The 18,094-nt window shown below is 62.7% G+C and carries 9 protein-coding genes and 3 pseudogenes; 4 read left to right on the top strand and 8 right to left on the bottom strand.

What is annotated here, in order from left to right; genetic code table 11:
* Positions 1 to 9: 9 nt before the first annotated feature.
* The 5 genes from B9N97_RS13410 to B9N97_RS34985 all read right to left on the bottom strand — a co-directional run bounded on the left by B9N97_RS13410 (position 10) and on the right by B9N97_RS34985 (position 11,684).
* The gene (locus tag B9N97_RS13410) at positions 10 to 7,149 is read right to left on the bottom strand and encodes a VCBS domain-containing protein (RefSeq protein ID WP_143266705.1); all 7,140 of its coding nucleotides are present in this window, start codon (positions 7,147 to 7,149) and stop codon (positions 10 to 12) included.
* 17 nt (positions 7,150 to 7,166) lie between these two features.
* A protein-coding gene (locus B9N97_RS13405) for an IS5 family transposase (protein WP_244560564.1) occupies positions 7,167 to 8,011 on the bottom strand; the annotation gives its coding sequence in 2 pieces (ribosomal slippage) (positions 7,167 to 7,636 and positions 7,636 to 8,011; 846 coding nt in all).
* Positions 8,012 to 8,073: 62 nt separating this feature from the next.
* The gene (locus tag B9N97_RS13400) at positions 8,074 to 10,623 is read right to left on the bottom strand and encodes an Ig-like domain-containing protein (protein WP_085087188.1); all 2,550 of its coding nucleotides are present in this window, start codon (positions 10,621 to 10,623) and stop codon (positions 8,074 to 8,076) included.
* Positions 10,624 to 10,665: 42 nt separating this feature from the next.
* Positions 10,666 to 11,475: an efflux RND transporter periplasmic adaptor subunit gene (locus B9N97_RS13395; RefSeq protein WP_085087186.1), complete on the bottom strand. Its 810-nt coding sequence runs from the start codon at positions 11,473 to 11,475 to the stop codon at positions 10,666 to 10,668.
* A 2-nt stretch (positions 11,476 to 11,477) separates the two neighbouring features.
* A complete protein-coding gene (locus B9N97_RS34985) occupies positions 11,478 to 11,684 on the bottom strand; it encodes a hypothetical protein (protein WP_143266704.1) in 207 nt (68 codons plus the stop codon).
* Positions 11,685 to 11,902: 218 nt separating this feature from the next.
* Between B9N97_RS34985 and B9N97_RS13385 the strand changes: the two genes are divergently transcribed.
* Positions 11,903 to 13,099 carry an IS256 family transposase gene (locus B9N97_RS13385; protein WP_085085269.1) on the top strand — a complete coding sequence of 399 codons (1,197 nt, stop codon included), beginning with the start codon at positions 11,903 to 11,905 and terminating at the stop codon, positions 13,097 to 13,099.
* Here the strand turns inward: B9N97_RS13385 and B9N97_RS13380 are convergent.
* On the bottom strand, positions 13,027 to 14,436 hold the full coding sequence (locus B9N97_RS13380) for a TolC family protein (RefSeq protein ID WP_085087182.1): 1,410 nt from the start codon (positions 14,434 to 14,436) through the stop codon (positions 13,027 to 13,029). The genes B9N97_RS13385 and B9N97_RS13380 overlap by 73 nt on opposite strands.
* 544 nt (positions 14,437 to 14,980) lie before the next feature.
* Between B9N97_RS13380 and B9N97_RS13375 the strand changes: the two are divergent.
* Positions 14,981 to 15,319: pseudogene (locus B9N97_RS13375) on the top strand (transposase); the annotation flags it as partial.
* Between the two features lie 208 nt (positions 15,320 to 15,527).
* Here the strand turns inward: B9N97_RS13375 and B9N97_RS13370 are convergent.
* Both B9N97_RS13370 and B9N97_RS36260 read right to left on the bottom strand, forming a co-directional pair.
* Positions 15,528 to 16,580, bottom strand: a complete 1,053-nt coding sequence (locus B9N97_RS13370; protein ID WP_167393301.1) for a DUF1403 family protein — start codon at positions 16,578 to 16,580, stop codon at positions 15,528 to 15,530.
* A gap of 447 nt (positions 16,581 to 17,027) precedes the next feature.
* A pseudogene (locus B9N97_RS36260) lies at positions 17,028 to 17,321 on the bottom strand (DDE-type integrase/transposase/recombinase); the annotation flags it as partial.
* Between the two features lie 119 nt (positions 17,322 to 17,440).
* On the opposite strand from B9N97_RS36260, the pseudogene B9N97_RS34980 reads away from it, so the two are divergent.
* Positions 17,441 to 17,617, top strand: a pseudogene (locus B9N97_RS34980) (IS256 family transposase); the annotation flags it as partial.
* A complete protein-coding gene (locus tag B9N97_RS35630) occupies positions 17,556 to 18,086 on the top strand; it encodes a hypothetical protein (RefSeq protein WP_208621266.1) in 531 nt (176 codons plus the stop codon). The pseudogene B9N97_RS34980 and the gene B9N97_RS35630, both read left to right, overlap by 62 nt.
* The last annotated feature ends 8 nt before the right edge of the window (positions 18,087 to 18,094 follow it).

The raw sequence follows: 18,094 nt of genomic DNA, 5'->3' as shown, positions 1-18,094 counted from the left end.
GACCATCCATTATGCCAAGCGCCCGCCTGACTTGCTCATCCAGTTGGCGGATGCGGCTTCGCGTGCCTGATGGATAAGTCGTTCGCGATCCGCTTTCCAAGCATGAAGGCCGTGACCTTTAAGCTGCTGCGCCAAGCCCGGCTTGCCGATGAGCTGGGTCTGACGCTGGGGCACATCACCAACCTTCAGATGAACCATGGTTTCCGCCTGGCGCCCGACCCCGTCCCGGGCGACGACTTTCACCTGGAGATCGCCCCTGTATCCTTGAGGGGGGGTGCCGGTGAAGGCCCCTTTCACCGGGTCGAACTTCAGCCAGGACGGCAGCGGCTTTCCATCGATCAGCGAGGCGCTCATCTCGACCCGCGCATTCGGATCGGTGTGCTTGAACGCGTCTACCGGCAGGATATAAGCGATCGACCCGGTCCCGGTTGGAATGAGAACGTCCGGGATCGGCTTGTCGACCCGCAATTCGTACTGAGGGTTCTGGCGCACCGCGTCGTCCGGCCGGCTTGGCAGCGCATTGGTGGAACCGATCTCAGCCGGAACGATGGCAGGCTCAACCAATGGGGCGAAACCGGCGGAAGGCTGCGGCGTTACCACCGGCGAGAGAGCGGCCGGCGTCGAAGCCGGAGTGGATTGAACGACCGGCGTCGCCGTGGCCGGTACTTCGGTCACGACAACGGGGGGCGGCGTGATCTGCGGAACAGCAGGCGTTGCCGGCGTGCTGACCACCTCAGGAACGGTCGGAGTGACCGGCGTCGGCACCACCTCAGGAACGGTCGGCGTCACTGGCGTGGTGACGACCTCCGGGTCCGTGGGGATGACTGGAGTAACCGGAGTGGTTGGAGGCTCGGGCACAGTGGGAGTGACTGGCGGCGTGACGACCACTGTGGGGGGCGTCGGCGCCACATCGTTGTCGGTGATCGTGGCAGTGCCCGTGATCGCACCGATGGTCAAGGTGAAGGTTTCGCTGGCCTCCACGTCTCCATCGTCGACCGTCGGGATCGTGACGGTGAAGCGGGTCACACCGGCAGGAACGCTGATGGTTCCAGCTGTGGCGTCGTAGGTTACGCCATTGCTGAAGGTTGGAGCGGTGCGGAAGTCCGTTCCGGACGTTGCCGTCACCCCAGCCAAACCGAGCACAAAGGTCTCTGTGGCGGAGCTCGCATTCGACAATGCAACGCTGAAGACCGCGCTTTGACCTTCAGTCACGGTGATGCTGTTCACCGTTCCATTTCCAACGTGAGCGATGGTCGGCCGGTCGTCGTCGAGTTGAGTTGGGTAGCCGGTGTCGGTGTTGAGGTTTACCGTTCCGGTGGTGTTGGTCGCCAGATAGACGTCGCCGGCAGCATCGTCGCGGATGGTCGCGGTGCCCTCGGCCGTCGTGCCGGAACTGGCGCGGGTCACCACCAGCTTGAAGGTCTCGGAGCCCTCATAGGTGCTGTCATTGACGATGCTGGTGCGGACCAGCAGCGTGCTGCCGGTCATGGTGACGTCGCTGCCTGCCGTGTAAGTCACCCAGGCAGTGCCGTTGTAGTACTCCAGCCCGGTGCCGAAGTCGGCCGTGCTGGTTGCGGTGCCGTCGGTCAGTGACAGGCGGACCACCTGATTGGCGCTGCCGCTGACGGTGAAGACCGCATAGGGCGAGGCTTCGTTGACACTGATGCTGCTCACCGTCACAGCCCGGTCATCGTCCAGATAGGATGGATAGCCGGTGTCGGTGCCGGTGTTCGCTGTCCCGGTGGTGTTGGTCGACAGGTAGACCGAGCCGGTGCCGTCATCCTTGATCGTGGCGGTGCCTTCGGCCGTCGTGCCGGAGCTGGCGCGGGTCACCACCAGCTTGAAGGTCTCGGAGCCCTCGGAGGTGCTGTCATTGACGATGCTGGTGCGGACCAGCAACGTGCTGCCGGTCATGGTGACGTCGCTGCCCGGCGTGTAAGTCGCCCAGGTGGTGCCGGTGTAGTACTCCAATCCGGTGCCGAAGTCGGCCGTGCTGGTTGCGGTGCCGTCGGTCAGTGACAGGCGGACCACCTGATTGGCGCTGCCGCTGACGGTGAACACCGCGTAGGGCGAAGCTTCGTTGACCGAGATGCTGTTCACCGTCACGGCGCGGTCGTCATCCAGATAGGACGGGTAGCCGGTGTCGGTGCTGACGTTTGCCGTTCCGGTGGTGTTGGTCGCCAGGTAGACGTCACCGGCAGCATCGTCGCGGATCGTCGCCGTGCCCTCAGCGGTGGTGCTGGAGCTGGCGCGGGTGACCACCAGCTTGAAGGTCTCGGAGCCCTCGGAGGTGCTGTCGTTGACGATGCTGGTGCGGACCAGCAACGTGCTGCCGGTCATGGTGACGTCGCTGCCCGGCGTGTAAGTCACCCAGGCGGTGCCGGTATAGTACTCCAGCCCGGTACCGAAGTCGGCCGTGCTGGTTGCGGTGCCGTCGGTCAGCGACAGGCGGACCACCTGGTTGGCGCTGCCGCTGACGGTGAAGACCGCATAAGGCGAAGCCTCATTGACGCTGATGCTGCTCACCGTCACAGCCCGGTCATCGTCCAACTGAGCCGGGTAGCCGGTGTCGGTGCCGGTGTTCGCTATCCCGGTGGTGTTGGTCGCCAGGTAGACGTCACCGGCAGCATCGTCGCGAATGGTCGCGGTGCCCTCGGCCGTCGTGCCGGAGCTGGCGCGGGTCACCACCAGCTTGAAGGTCTCGGAGCCCTCATAGGTGCTGTCATTGACGATGCTGGTGCGGACCAGCAGCGTGCTGCCGGTCATGGTGACGTCGCTGCCTGCCGTGTAAGTCACCCAGGCAGTGCCGTTGTAGTACTCCAGCCCGGTGCCGAAGTCGGCCGTGCTGGTTGCGGTGCCGTCGGTCAGTGACAGGCGGACCACCTGATTGGCGCTGCCGCTGACGGTGAAGACCGCATAGGGCGAGGCTTCGTTGACACTGATGCTGCTCACCGTCACAGCCCGGTCATCGTCCAGATAGGATGGATAGCCGGTGTCGGTGCCGGTGTTCGCTGTCCCGGTGGTGTTGGTCGACAGGTAGACCGAGCCGGTGCCGTCATCCTTGATCGTGGCGGTGCCTTCGGCCGTCGTGCCGGAGCTGGCGCGGGTCACCACCAGCTTGAAGGTCTCGGAGCCCTCGGAGGTGCTGTCATTGACGATGCTGGTGCGGACCAGCAACGTGCTGCCGGTCATGGTGACGTCGCTGCCCGGCGTGTAAGTCGCCCAGGTGGTGCCGGTGTAGTACTCCAATCCGGTGCCGAAGTCGGCCGTGCTGGTTGCGGTGCCGTCGGTCAGTGACAGGCGGACCACCTGATTGGCGCTGCCGCTGACGGTGAACACCGCGTAGGGCGAAGCTTCGTTGACCGAGATGCTGTTCACCGTCACGGCGCGGTCGTCATCCAGATAGGACGGGTAGCCGGTGTCGGTGCTGACGTTTGCCGTTCCGGTGGTGTTGGTCGCCAGGTAGACGTCACCGGCAGCATCGTCGCGGATCGTCGCCGTGCCCTCAGCGGTGGTGCTGGAGCTGGCGCGGGTGACCACCAGCTTGAAGGTCTCGGAGCCCTCGGAGGTGCTGTCGTTGACGATGCTGGTGCGGACCAGCAGCGTGCTGCCGGTCATGGTGACGTCGCTGCCTGCCGTGTAGGTCACCCAGGCGGTGCCGTTGTAGTACTCCAGCCCTGTGCCGTAGTCGGCCGTGCTGGTGGCGGTGCCGTCGGTCAGCGACAGGCGGACCACCTGGTTGGTGCTGCCGCTGACGGTGAAGACCGCGTAGGGCGAGGCCTCGTTGACGGTGATGCTGTTCACCGTTACGGCGCGGTCGTCGTCCAGATAGGACGGGTAGCCGGTGTCGGTGCTGGTGTTCGCTGTCCCGGTGGTGTTGGTGCTGAGATAGACCGAGCCGGTGCCGTCATCCTTGATCGTCGCGATGCCTTCGGCCGCCGCAGTTTGACCGGTCAGAGTGGCTTTCAGTTTGAATGTCTCGGCACCTTCATAGACGGCGTCCTGCTCTGCACGAATATCCACGCGGACAAGGATTTTGCCGTTGGCATCAAAGGTCGGAAGGGCTCCGGTCGTGGTGTAATCGACCCAATCGAGCCCATCCCAGACCTTCAAGGTCTGGCTCGTGTTGATCGAGGCGCTGACATTCTCGAGCGTCAGGCTGACCGTCTGCCCGGAGTTGCCCGTCAGGGTGAAGATCGCATAGTCCGACCCTTCGTTCACGGTCGGGCTGCTCACCGACACCGACCGGTCGTCATCGAGAGCGGACGGGTAGCCGGTGTCGGTGCCGACATTGGCGGTGCCAGTGGTGTTGGTGGCAAGATAGACCGAGCCGGTGCCGTCATCGTAGATGGAGGCAGTGCCGTAGACGGTGGTTCCCGAACCCAGCTTCGTAACACCCAGGAGGAAGGCCTCCTGCCCCTCGTAAGTGCTGTCGTTGACGATGCTGGTGCGGACCAGCAGCGTGCTGCCGGTCATGGTGAGATCACTGCCCGGGGTATAAGCCACCCAAGCGGTGCCGTTGTAATACTGCAAGCCGGTTCCATAGTCGGCCGGGCTGGTGGCGGTGCCGTCGGTCAGCGACAGACGCACCACCTGGTTGGCATTGCCGCTGACCGTGAACACGGCGTAGGGCGAGGCTTCGTTGACGGAAATGCTGTTCACCGTCAACGGCCGGTCATCGTCAGGATACTGCGCGATGCCCGTGGTATCGGCCGTGAAGCTGGTGTTCGTCGACAGGTAGATGGCACCGGTCCCATCGTCGATGATGGTTCCAGTGCCATTATAGTTTGCACCGGCCTTGTTGCTGGCGACCAGCTTGACGGTCTCACCACCCTCATAGAGGGAGTCGCCGTAAACGGCCGTGCGGACCAGCAGCACGTCGCCGGTGGGAATGGTGACTGCGCCACCGGTATAGGCGGTCCAGGCAGTGCCGTTGAAGTATTCCAGGTTCGGCGACAGATCGGCACCGATGGTGGCGTCGCCGCTTCCAGTTCCGGTGCTCTGAAGAGCGAGCGTCACCTTCTGGCCGGTTGTGCCGTCCACCTTGAAGAGGAGGTAGGGCGACGTTTCGTTGACGGTGCTTCCCGTGACCACCAAAGCCCGGCTGTCGGCGGTTACCGTCACGTCGACGGTGGAGAGCGCCACCAGACCGGCGGAGTCCGTGGTCTGGACCGTCAGCAGATCGATGCCGCTGTAATCCGCCGCTCCCTGATAGGAGAGTGTGCCCAGCGCACTGTTCAGCTGTGCCTTGGTGCCCGTCAATGTGAGCGTGGCTCCACCGTTCGTCCCGGACGAAACGAGGGCGCCATTCAGGTTGCCGACCGTGAGAGTACCGTTCTGCACGGTCAGCTGAACCGTCAGGCTCGCATCGTCCACATCCGCAACGCTGATGCCGGACAGAGCGACACTGGAGCTTTCCGCAACCGTGACCCCGTTCGACGGTACCGCATTGGTCGGTGCGTCATTGGCACCTTGGATGGTCACGGTGAGCATCGCCGTGCTGGTCGCGCCGTTCGCATCCACCACGCGATAGGTGAAGCTGTCGGTCAGCGTCTGTCCGAATGCCAGAGCCTGGACCGTGGCATTGCTGTTGTCCACCGTGTACACATAACTGCCGTCGGCTCCGACTGTCAGACTGCCGTAGCTGCCCGCGACCGCTGTCCCATTTGCTGAGGTGGTTCCCGTCGTAACCGTGCTGGCCGAGCCGGTCAGGCTGCCGCCAGCCTGAATCGCATTCACCGCTTTCGTGTCACCGGCATCCACATCGGTGTCGTTGGTCAGTACGTTCCCGGACGGGTTCACCCCGGCCGTACCGTTCGCATAACCTCCGGATTCACGGGCAATCGCGGTATCGGCAACCGCAACCGGAGCATCGTTCGCTCCAGTGATTGTAATGGTAAGGGTAGTGACGTCGTCACGCTGCGCGCTGGAGTTCGTGACACGATAAAAGAAGACATCCGTCAGCGTGTCCGACGACAAGCGCAACGCATCGACCGCGGCATTGCTGTTGTTCAATGCGTAGGTGTAGGCCCCGGTGCTGCTGATGGTCAGGGTGCCATAAAGTCCGGTAATCTGTGTGCCGGTTCCGACCAACGTTTCACTGCTGCTGGAGCTGCTGCGCGCCGTCGTGACCGACAGCGTGTCCGTGTTGGACGGCGTTGTGTCGGTGCCGGCCAGCGGCGAACCGGTGCCGGTCACCACATTGCCGGTCACGTTGATGCTGTTTTCGACAATGGTGTTCACGTCGGCGACGGCGTGAGGATCATTGGTGCCGGAACCGAGAACCCTGATGGTCAGGGTCGCATCGGCGGTAGAGCCGGCACTGTCCTGCATCCGGTAGCTAAAGGTCTCCGTCCCTTGCTGTCCCTCGTTCAAGTTCGCGTTGTTGGCTGTCGGCGTATAGGTGTATCCGCCGTTGGCTGCGATCGTGAGCGTGCCGTACCTACCCGTGATGGTCGTGCCGGCTGCGGCGGTGAAGGACAGGGAGGTGTTCGACCCCAGCAACACCGCAACGGCGTTGTTGCTGCTGTCCTTGAGCGTGATCGTGTTCGTCGAGGTGTTTACCGAACCGACAACTGTCCCTGCCGGAATTCCCGTACCCTGCACGGACATCCCGACGTAAACGGTGCCGGCATTGTCCAGCACCACCGAAGCGCTGGGCTGTTGGGTTGTGGAAGATCCATAGACAGACGTCGCAATATCGTTGTTGGAGTTTGTATTATTGGTAAAATGCAACGTAGCGCCGGACGGGATGCTGGTGGAAACAATGCCGCTCAGCTTTACTTGCAATGTTGAAGAGTCGTAAATCGACACAGACAGGTTGTTGTTGGACGAATCCTTAAGGAATACCTTGTTGGACGAATTGTCCAGGTAATAAACGATACTGCCTGTAATGGAGTTGCTCGACGGAGCGGAAGTCAGTGTAATGTAAGTGTTGGTTGACGCGGCTGCAGGCGTACTTCCAAGAGCGGTGGAAAAAATTCCCGTGACGGTTTTCGTTTCCGAATAGGCGTCCTTGTCGGTGTCGTTCGACAGAACGTTGCCCGTCGCCTTGTAGCCCGTCGTGTCGGTGTTGGTGTAGTTGCCGGACCCTGCGATCGACTCTTTTGCGATGTTGTAATCGTTGACTGCCACCGGCGTGTCGTTCACGCCACTGACAGCCCGTTTCAAAAGTCTGGTGAAGGAAGCCGCTTTCGGTTTGGGTGAGCGAGGCGGTGTATCATGATCCTGATGGCGGCAATGGTGACCATGGCCTCGGCGACGTCGGTGCGCTCCTCGTAATCCTTTGACAAGCGTCGCCACCGTCCGAGCCAGCCGAATGATCGTTCGACCACCCAGCGGCGGGGAACGAGGATGAAGCCGCCGCCGGCGATGCGCCGGACGATGATCAGCGTCAGCCCGAGCAGGAAGCAGGCGAGGATCACCGGCATCCGATTGTAGATGCTGTCGGCAAAGATGGCGCGCAGCCAGCAGTAGAGCCGCTTGATCCGCGTCAGCAGCGCTCCGGCGCTGTCGGCGTCCTGAATGTCAGCGGCGTGGACGAGGACGCCGAGCAGGAAGCCCGAGGTGTCGACGGCGATGTGACGCTTGCGGCCCTTGATCTTCTTGGCCGCGTCAAAGCCTCGGGCGCCCCTTTTTCCGTCGTCTTGACGCTCTGGGTGTCGAGGATGGCGGCCGAGGGTGTCGGATCACGGCCTTCCTGCTCGCGCAGCATCACCACCAGATGGTGGCGAAGGGCCTCCCACACGCCGGCTTCCAGGAAGGCGCGGAAGTAGCGGTAAACCGTGGGCCAGGGCGGAAAGGCCGGCGGGGGCGGCAAATGGCGCCATTGGCAGCCGGTCCGCACCACATAGAACAGGGCGTCCAGCAACCGACGCATGTCCGTACTGCGGGGCCGTCCACCGGGCTTGGCTGACGGAATCAGGGGCTCGATCAAGCGGTACTGGTCATCGCTCAGGGCTTGGCCGGCGCCGTAATCGCCAACCAGCCGGCGGTCCTCGGGCGTCCACATCGGCGGCCTCCGGCAGGGTGTGTGTCCCCTGCCAACAGCCTTTACGTCAGACCCTCACCACGTCAGCGACAACTTTCGAAACGGGCTGTGATGGTGATGGTCAGTGTGCTGCTGGCAGTGAGGTTGCCAGGATCGGCGATGGTGTAGGAAAAGCTCTCTGAGAGCACGTCGGTCGATTGGCGCAGAGCCTGGACCGCAGCGTTGGTGTTATCCAGCGCATAGCTGTAGGTGCCGTTCGTCTGAAGGGTCAGCGTGCCATACCGGCCAACCACCACAAAAGGTCCCGACCCGGTCGTAGCACCGACACCGGACGCAGACACCACCGTCCGGGTGTCTCCGTCAGGATCGCTGTCGTTGGTCGAAACATTTCCAGTGACAGTTGCCGCGTCTTCGTTGATGGCATTGGTGTCGGCAACAGCGACAGGCGCATCGTTGACGTTGTTCACCTTGACGGTGATGGTGTTCGGCGTCGGATCGAGGTTGATGCCTCCATTTGCCGTGCCGCCGCTGTCCCGCACCTGGAAGGTGAAGGTGGCATAGCTGGCGCCGAATGCATCGGTCGCGGGCGTGAATTTCAGCTTGGTCAGATCGGTGGCCAGAATCTCCTGACCCGCGATAACGGCGGTTCCGTTCAGCGTAAGCGTACCGGCGGGTGGCAACGTGGTGATGACGACCGACTGCAACGAATTGGCCGGATTGTCCGATGCATCGGTAAAGCCGAACTCGCCGGCCGAGAAGGTGTGGCTGGTATCCTCGTCCATCGTGATGGTCTTGTCGGTCCCGCCCGGCGCGTCATTGACCGGCGTGATGGCGATCGACAACGTCGCGGTCGCCGACACCTGACCGTCGCTTACCGTATAGGTGATGGTGGGCACCGGGCCGGCATAATTGGCGGCAGGCGTGAAGCTGTAGCTTCCGTCGGCCGACAGCGTAAATTGCCCGACATTGGCGATGGAGAAGGCCTGACCCAGTGTGCCGGCGCTGCCGTTGATGCTGAAGCCCGTGACCGCCAAGGCGTTGCCGTCGGCATCGCTGTCGTTCGTCAGCACATTGCCGGTACCGGCCCCGCTGTCCTCAAGAATGGTCAGGCTGTCATTGGACGGGGTGGGCGCGCGATTCGGCACGACAAGCGAATTGAGAGCAGTATCCACGCGATCAGAGGAGCTTCCAACGAACTTGTACGTCTTCGTGACGCCATTATCCGTGAAGCTGCCTGCGACAGAAAGATTGTTGAAGTAATTCTGATCGACGACAAGAATGAAAGCATTGTTGTCCGCGGCATTCCGGTCGCCATCCATGTTACCATCTTGGGTGGCAGTAGACAGATTTCCGAAATTCGCATCATACCAAAAATAGAAGCCACGGACGATGCCTTGGTCCTTGATCGGGCGGCTTACCCAGCCATAATAGTCATTTCCGTTGAGGCTTACTTTCGCGACGACATCATTGCCGGAGAAATAGCTGGAAAGCTGTCCATCGGTAATGACCGTAACGCCAAGAGACGCGTCGATGAAGTGGTGCCGGTTTTGCTCCTTTTCGGCGAGGAAGCCTGCCCCGGTATAGACCTTGTAGGCAGTCAGGAAGGACAGCGTGGCGGTCTCCACCTCATAGGAGAGCCCATCGATCACAACGGATTTGTGATCGTTCTCTACCGCGATCCGAGCCTCGTCCACGTAATTGACCGGAATATTCAAAACCTTGTCGGAGAACGCTTCGCCCTCGTCACCAGCCGTATCGGAGCCGGGATTCAGCCGGCTGTCGATGGCGTGACCATACTCTTCGACCAGAGCCCGTACCCGGGTGCCGTCATCGGTCTGAACATTCCACCAGTCATGGTTGACCAGAATGGTTGGGGTTCCGTTCGGACCACTGGCTGTAAACGCCGCATAGTAATCGCCCATAGCAGCACCATCGACGAACTGAACCGTCAGGTTGAAGCTGCCATTGAGCACTTGGGCGCGTAGGGCTTCCGCACGGGCTATCCAGTCCACACTTAGGGTGGTTTGCACCCCGGGGAAGAGCGTGGCCAACTTGTCCAGACCGTCAGCCGAGCCAAGAAACGAAGCGATCGCCTGCTTGGCTTGCTCTTCGACCGCTGACAGATGCGCTGCATCAGCCGACGCGACGTCGGCAGCATTCGCGAGACCGGCCTCCTGACGCATCGTTTCGGACTGGCTGCCCACATCCGGCTCGGCCGTCTGTTGGACGGTGATGTCCGACGAGGTCGCCGACTGCTGGCCTGTGGCGGGAGCCACGTCTGTCGAGCTGTTCCCCTCTGCCCCACCGGGTTGAGCCCCACTGGGTTGGGTGGTGCCGGTATCGCTTGTCGGCGCCGCCCCGTTGGCAGCCGACGTTTGGGGGCCGGCGTCGCTTGGCGCTGTCTCGGTGGCGGTCGGCCCCGGCTGCGTCGACTGGGAGGTCGCGGTTTGAGTGTCGACCACCGGCGCCGGCGCGGCTGCGGCTTCGGTGTGCTCGGCTGTCGGACTGTCATTGACGGCCGCCGTCGCATCGACGACGGCAGCTCCATCGAACATCATGCGGGGTTCAAGGCGCCGCGCGCTCGGACCATTGCGACGAAGGGTGCGGCGATGCACGGACGGCGGCGTCTTCATGATGATTTGCTTCCTCTTCCCCGAGCCTGAGGTCCCAGTCGATTATTGTTGTGCAGGTGGCGTGATGAGAATTTGGCCACTCATGCCGGCGAGCAGCTCCGGGTACTTGCCGTCGACCACCGCAACAGCTTTCACCGATTGGCTGAGGGGATCGACCCTTGCAGCGGTCCGCACCAGTTTCACCGGATACTCATTCCTGGTGTCATCGATCCGTACCTTGAAGCTGTGCCCAGGCTTGAACCAACTCAACCACTGCGAGGGCACGATGAATTCAAGCTCGAGGGTGCTGTCGTCGATGATTTCGATGAGAGGCTGAGCTGGCTGCACGAACTGCTGTTCGCGGGCTTTGTGTTCGACGATGCGGCCATTGTACGGTGCCGTGAGTTTGCACTTCTCCATCGTCGTCCGCAGATAGGTGACGTCGGCCTTGGCTTTGGTGACTTCAGCCTCGCTGTTGTGGAGCTCGACCATTCCGACCGCGTTCAGCTTGGCCAGCCGTCTCTGTCCATTGAGCATGTTCTCCGCACCTGCCTGCTGCGCCCGAGCCTTGTCGAGCTGTGCTGCCTGCAAAGCGCAGTCGAACTCCAGAAGGACGTCACCGGCCCGGAATGACTGGCCATCACGCAACACGACGCGATTGATCTTGGCCGCGATCTCCGCCGACAGCGTGGCATAGCGCTGTGGCGTCAACTGGGCGCGCATTTCGAGTGGGTTGAACCCAGCGCCGGGCAGCGATTGTGCTGCAGCCGGCACAGCCAGCATCACGGCGCCCATCAAGGCCGCAGCGGCTGCCGCTCTCGTCACCACCGTGCCATTCCGGCCGGTGCGGCCAGCCCTCTGGTGCCTTGCCATGGTCACACCTGGTCCTGAAGGAGGACATGAAGCTTCTGCTTCAAGTCGTCCAAGGTGATGTCATCCAAAGCACCAATGTCCGGCTCCTGGCCGAGAGATGCCTGGATCCGGCTGATCGCTTCATTGACTTTGGCGACCGAATGGTAAAGACGCAGCGAGCTCAAGATCGCCGTCACATTCGCCGACACACGCTCCAGCGATCCGCCCATCTCACTCTGTTCCTGGCTTCGGGCCAGTTCAGCCAGCTTGTTGTCGACGTCGGAGAGGCTGCGTCCCGCGAGGTGGTGTACGAGCTGTGGGTAAGCGGCCCGCCGAAGCGCCCCCAAAAGCTGGCGTAGGCGGGCCGCTTATCCACAGCGGGGCGGTCATCGAAGATCTCCGGTAGGTTCGGGTTGCAACACCTTGAACGCTGCTGGAGAGAACCTCGATGACCATGGACAGAATGGCGCTTCACGAGCTTCTGGAGAAGGGCTCGGATACGGATCTTCTGCGCGAAATGATCGGCTACGTCGCGCAGAGCTTGATGAACCTGGAGGTGGACAGCCTGTGCGGCGCCGAGCATGGCGAACGCACAGCCGAGCGCGTCAACCAGCGCAACGGCTACCGGGAGCGGGCCTGGGATACCCGGGCCGGAACCATCCCCTTGCAGATCCCCAAGCTGCGCAAGGGCTCCTATTTCCCTGGCTTTCTCGAGCCGCGCCGGACAGCGGAGAAGGCGCTCACGGCGGTCATTCAGGAAGCCTACATCCAGGGCGTCTCGACGCGCAGTGTCGATGAGCTGGTCAAGGCCATGGGGATGACCGGCATCTCCAAGAGCCAGGTCAGCCGCTTGTGCGCTGACATCGACGAGCGGGTGCAGTCCTTCCTGAACCGACCACTGGAGGGTGACTGGCCCTACCTGTGGATCGACGCCACCTACGTGAAGGTGCGCGAAGCCGGGCGCATCGTCTCGGTGGCGGTGATAATCGCGGTGGCCGTGAACACCGATGGGCGGCGCGAGGTGCTGGGCATGGACATCGGGCCTTCCGAGGCTGAGGTGTTCTGGACCAAGTTCCTGCGCGCGCTGATGCGGCGCGGCCTGCGCGGCGTGAAGCTGGTCATCTCGGACGCGCATGAGGGCCTCAAGGCGGCCGCCGCGAAGGTGTTCGGGGCGGCGTGGCAGAGGTGCCGGATCCATTTTTATCGCAATGCGATGGCACACGTGGCTGCACCGCAACGCGCGATGGTGGCAGCGGCGATCCGCACGGCTTTCGCCCAGGAGACCGCCAAGGCCGCCCACCGGCAATGGCGCCAAGTCGCCGATAGCCTGCGCGAGCGCTTCCCCAAGCTTGCCACGCTGATGGACGAGGCCGAACACGACGTCCTCGCCTACATGGACTTCCATCCCGACCATTGGACCAAGATCAGCTCGACCAATCCCCTCGAGCGCGTCAACGGCGAGGTCAAGCGGCGCACCGACGTCGTCGTCATATTCCCCAATGAAGCGGCGATCTTCCGACTGGGAGGGGCCATCCTGCTGGAGCAAAATGATGAGTGGGCGGCCAGCCGCCGCTACATGAGCTTGGAGACCATGACGCCGTTGGGGCATACTGACGTCTCCAGGTTGTCCGCTGTGGCAACCTGATCCGGCCCAACCTGCCGGAGAGCGATGACAAACCACTTCGCTCGTACACCACGTGCCGGGGCACGATCGTCGGAGATCGCAATGGCGCGATTGTACTGCTTCAGCGCATCGTCATAGTAATACCGGGCGAGATGCAGTTGAGACAGCACGGCCATCTGAAGCGCCATCCGTTTGGCCTCATTGGCCGTGACATTCATTTCAGCGGCACGGATTTGTGCCGGACCGGACAGAAGATTGAACAGGTTGAAGGCGACGCGGGCGCCTGCCTCTTGCCAAACCTGATTGATCAGGTATTTGTCACCGTCATACTTGTAGCCATAGTCAAACGATAGGTTCGGCAAGAGCTTTAGCAGAGCTTTACGGGTTTCCACTGCGGCAATGCGGGTACTGTAGACCTGCTCCCGCAAGTCGGCATTGTTGAGAAGCGCAATCTCCTCCATCTTCTCGACGTTGGAGGACAGCGCCTTGAAAGCGAAGGAGTCCGGTTCGACCAAACGGATCCGCGACCCTGGCTTGGCCCCGATCAGAGTGGCAAGCTCGATCTCCGCCACCGCCAACTCACGATCGACGTTCTCGAGAAGACGCAGGTTCTCGAGCAAATTGCGTTGATAGCGCAGAGGCTCCGCCGGGCTGCGAATGCGGTCGGCCAACATCTTCCGTGAGTCGGTCAGCGCCCGTTCGGCCTCTTGGATCGTCGATTGCACCTCGTTGCGAAGGCGCTGAGCCGCCAGTGCGCGCCAATAGGTGGTGCGCACATTCTGGATCAGCAGGTGCATGGCCTTGCGGCGGCGCTCGTTGGCAACCAACAGGCGGTCGGCGTTCTGATTGGCGTTGTAGTAGCTGACGCCGAAATCGAGGATGCTCCAAGACAAGCCGATATCGGCAGTCGCCCGCGTTCTATCCGTCGAGATCGACGGATTTGCCAGCGATGGCGCGCCGGTCACGGAGTCGATCGAATCCCGGATATTCTCTTTGTCGCGCCAGGTGTAGCCGGCGGACGTCAGGAGGCGCGGCAGCATGTCATACTTGCTGGCATCCAGTTGCCCGGCAGCCAAGCTCTGTTCCATCAATCTGGTGCGGTAATCAAGGTTCTGCTTGAGGGCACGCGCAACCGCTTCTTCAAGCGTGATCGAACTGGATATCGCGACAGTAGTTTTCTCGATAGCAGCCCGATCCGTCGATACGACAGCGCTCATTTCCGAAGACGTCAACGGCTTCGGAGCGATAGCACATCCAGTGATGAGCATGGAGAGCAGTACTGCTGCGCCAGAAGACTTGGCGGCATTCGATGCCCTGCCCTCATTGAACGTCATCGACTGAGACAACACAGCAAACATGATCTTGATGCCTCGCTTGAATACCGACAGTGAGCTGCTCAGTTTTCCTCTGTTCGCCGGTATGGATGTTTTGATCGGGGGGCACCACCCGGCAGCGGTCGGAGCCAGATTGGCCTGCCTCCGAACCACAAGGATTTTTCTAAAATGATTTCCATTGGTTAAATTTCTATTTCCAAGACGCCTTTGATCTCTAAGACAATTTAATGGAATCTCTGCATCATAATGCAGAGCTCAGGCTCATGCAAAATTGAGCATGATACAAGCGAAGAAAAATTGTGATCATATGCGACATTTTCTGCAGAATTGTATCGCGCTATTTAACTATTAATTAATTCTCTCTCTAGTTGTCGCGCAGGTCTTTTTATTTCTCGCAACAGGTTGCAATATTTCTCCTCAGGGAGAGTAGTTTAATTCGGAACATCCAAGAGGGCTGTGACGGAGCCGGCTGAAGGAATGCCACCAGACGTTGGTGCATAAAGCCCGAGCAGGTGGTGGTCGGGAGAACGAGCGGTTATAGAGGCGTCCCGCTGAAGTCAGGCCGCTGATGCCGTACAAGACCAATGAGCTCCGCCGCCCCAAGATTCCGAAGACCCGGTACTGTGTGGAGAACTGGGCTGCCTACGATGCGGCGCTGCGCCGGCGCGGTGACCTGACGATCTGGCTGACGCCGGAAACGATCACCACTTGGACGCCATTGGCTTCGGGCCGACGCGGCCGGCCAGCGCGCCACTCGGACGAGGCGAGCGAAGCCGGGCTGACGCTACGTCTGGCGCTCGGCCGGCCATGTCTGCAGGCCGAAGGTTTGTGTCGCTTTCTCCTGAAAATTTTCACGCTGCCTGACCAAGATCAACGGCGAACCAACGACTTCCATGTAAACTTTGCGGCTGAATATTTTCATGGGTTCGTCTCTTTTTGCTGAGATCGTTCACGCATCCTGCAGTGTTACGGCGGTAAAAACGCGCGGCCAGAACTGCATCTTGGTGCGGGCGGTCAGATCGGCGACCCATCGATGACTGTAGACCCCTAGCGGAATCCCAGATGATCACTTGAATCACTGCTCATGATTTGCTCACCTATGAAGTGGATTCAGTTCAGGCCAAGGGGCCATACACGCGGAAGGCGTCCCGCCTGGTCAGGAGGTGGAGCGCGCCGGCGGCCACGGCGCGGGAAAGCAGCGAGCGGGTTGCGGCGGCCGATAGGCCGGAGCGCTGCGCCAGGATGGCACCGGTCACCGCCGGTATTTCGGTCAGCAGATCCGCGACCAAGCCGCCGCGTCCGGTGGAGCGCGCCGGCTTCAGGGCCGCGTGCAGGCGCTGATGGGCTGTGCTCAGCTGGCCATGCAGCGCCAGCCCGACCTCTGCCGCCCGCTGACAGGCCTCCAACCAGGCGATCATCGCACTCTCGTCGGCCGGCAGGCGGTCTGGCCGGTAGCGGCCCAGGTGCCCGCGGAAGCCGAGGGCGGGGAACAGGACCGGGCCGGCGGTCGCGCCGAGCCGACCGAGCAGCTGCGGCACCAGGGCGCGACCGACGGCGCCGCCAACCGCGTCGGCGCAGCCGCTGGCCGACCACTGGCCGAGGAAGTCGCCGGCGGCGATCAGCGGCGGCAGGTCGTGCCAGCGGGCCATCGCCTCCGGCGTCAGCGCCCGGGCCAGGGCGGCACGTGCGGCGGCGGGGTCCGGCACCTCGATCAGGCTGGGCGGCAGCCGCTCCTGCAGGAGGCCGGCGGCGATCTCGCCGGGCCGGCCCTTGAGGCGCAGGCGGGCGGCGGCGGCCAGGCGGTTGGCGGTGAAGAGCTGCCGGGGATGGCGGGCGGTGACGGCGCGCAGCAGGCGCAGGGTGCCGGCGGCGAGGGCGACGCGGTCGACGCCCTCGACGGCGCGCTCTTCGTCGGCCGCCAGGGCGCCGACCGTCTGCAGACGGAGCTCGTCGGCGTCGACCGCGATGGAGTCGAGGGCGGCGGAGGCGGCGGCCTCTTCGAGCAGCAGGTGGGCGAGCCAGCCGCGGCGCACGGCGGGCGGGGCGGCGGCCAGCCGGTCGTCGAGCCGGGCCAGCCGGTCGACCGCCGCCGATAGGGCGGGGCCGGCAGCGCCGATTGCCCCGGAAAGCCAGGCGCTTGGCACGGGGGAGTTTGACAGCCGTTGCACGGTTTCCGGACCTCTCAGAGGGCTGAAATACTGGGCATACTGCGGCGAGACGCATGCTAACATGGAGTTAGCCTGCGTATGCTGGAGGATTGCTGGAAGGCGCGCACGGGCGGCCATACTGCGCGAAAATTTCCCTTTTCGCGCAGTACGCCTCCAGCTACGCTCGGCGGCGGACATCCACCGGGAAACCCGGGTTTCGGTTTTCCGGGATCGCTGGACTCAAGCCTGAAATCGCGGGAAGCGGCCGGATTTCGTCCCAGGTTCGCCGGACAGGCGATGCCAGGATCGTTGGATTCGGCCTGGGATCAGTGGACAGGTTCCGTCTCTCAGACCCGCCCGGCATCTCCTTCAGGACCGTATCTCGGTCACGGCAGGATGGCCGGCAGTCCGCTACGGGCGAGGCAGAGCGCGGCCGGTTTGGTTCCGTCCGACAATACGCAGCTTTGCTCACGCTGCGGTTCTCGCGGCCTGCCAGTCGGCGATGGCCTGCGCCCGAAAGGTGCGCAGAGTACGGCGGGAGACCAGGTGGCGCTGAAGGCTGAAGGCGTTGTAGACGGCGGCGTGCAGAGAGACGAAACGCTGGGCCGAGCCTGGAGACTTGAAGCGCTGCATCTTCCTTTCGCATCGCCAGAGCGGCTGACGCGAGACTTCGGCCCGGTTGTTCTGGCGCCGGCCGTGTTTATGGTGCGCCGTCAGACCGATCTCACGAAACGCAGCCTCAGAGGAGCACAGCTTGTCGGTGGGGTCGTGTCCCCGTCCGTGGTGTAGGAGATGTGGGGAACCGGCCTGCCGGGGCGGTCATCGTGGTTCTTCGGTAGAGTCTGGTCACCACACCTCAACCCGACCGAAGGGTGACCACAATGACCGACGAGATGATGGCGCTTCGCGCGCTGCTGGAGAAGAGTCCTGATGCCAACGTGCTGCGCGAGATGATCGGCTTCGCGGCCGAGCGGCTGATGGAACTGGAGGTGCAGGGTGCCCACCGTGAGCGCTCCGCCGAGCGGCTGGTCCAACGCAACGGCTACCGCGAGCGCGACCGTGCGCCTGCTCCCGCTGGACGAAGCGCGCATCCACCGGCTGGCAGCCCACTATGGCGTGGACCGTGCCGACGCCTTCATCGATACCTTGAAGCAAACTGGCCATCTGTTCCTGGCCGGGCGGCCAGGGGACCTGGAATGGCTCGCCGAGTATTGGAAGCGCGAAGGTCGGATCGGCGCGCGCTGGGACATGCTGGAGCTCAACGTCCTGGCGAAGGTGCAGGAAGCCAACGTGGCCCATAGCGAAGCCGACCCCCTCTCGCCGGAAAAGGCGCTGTGGGGTGCCGAACGCCTTGCCGGTGCCACCATCCTGCGCCGCCAACCGGCATCCGGCTTCCGGACCCGGGTCCGCCGTTGCTCCCGGCGCGATCGGCGCTCGATCCGGCCAGCGTGCTTCCAGACTGGCGTGCCCGCGAGATCGCCGCGTTGCTCCGTCGACCCCTGTTCGAAGAAGGTAAGCGGAGCGTGATCGCACCG

Origin of the sequence: Azospirillum oryzae, assembly GCF_900177515.1 — a bacterium.
GTDB classification, from domain to species: domain Bacteria; phylum Pseudomonadota; class Alphaproteobacteria; order Azospirillales; family Azospirillaceae; genus Azospirillum; species Azospirillum oryzae_A.
This window is presented reverse-complemented; position numbering and strand designations above follow the sequence as displayed.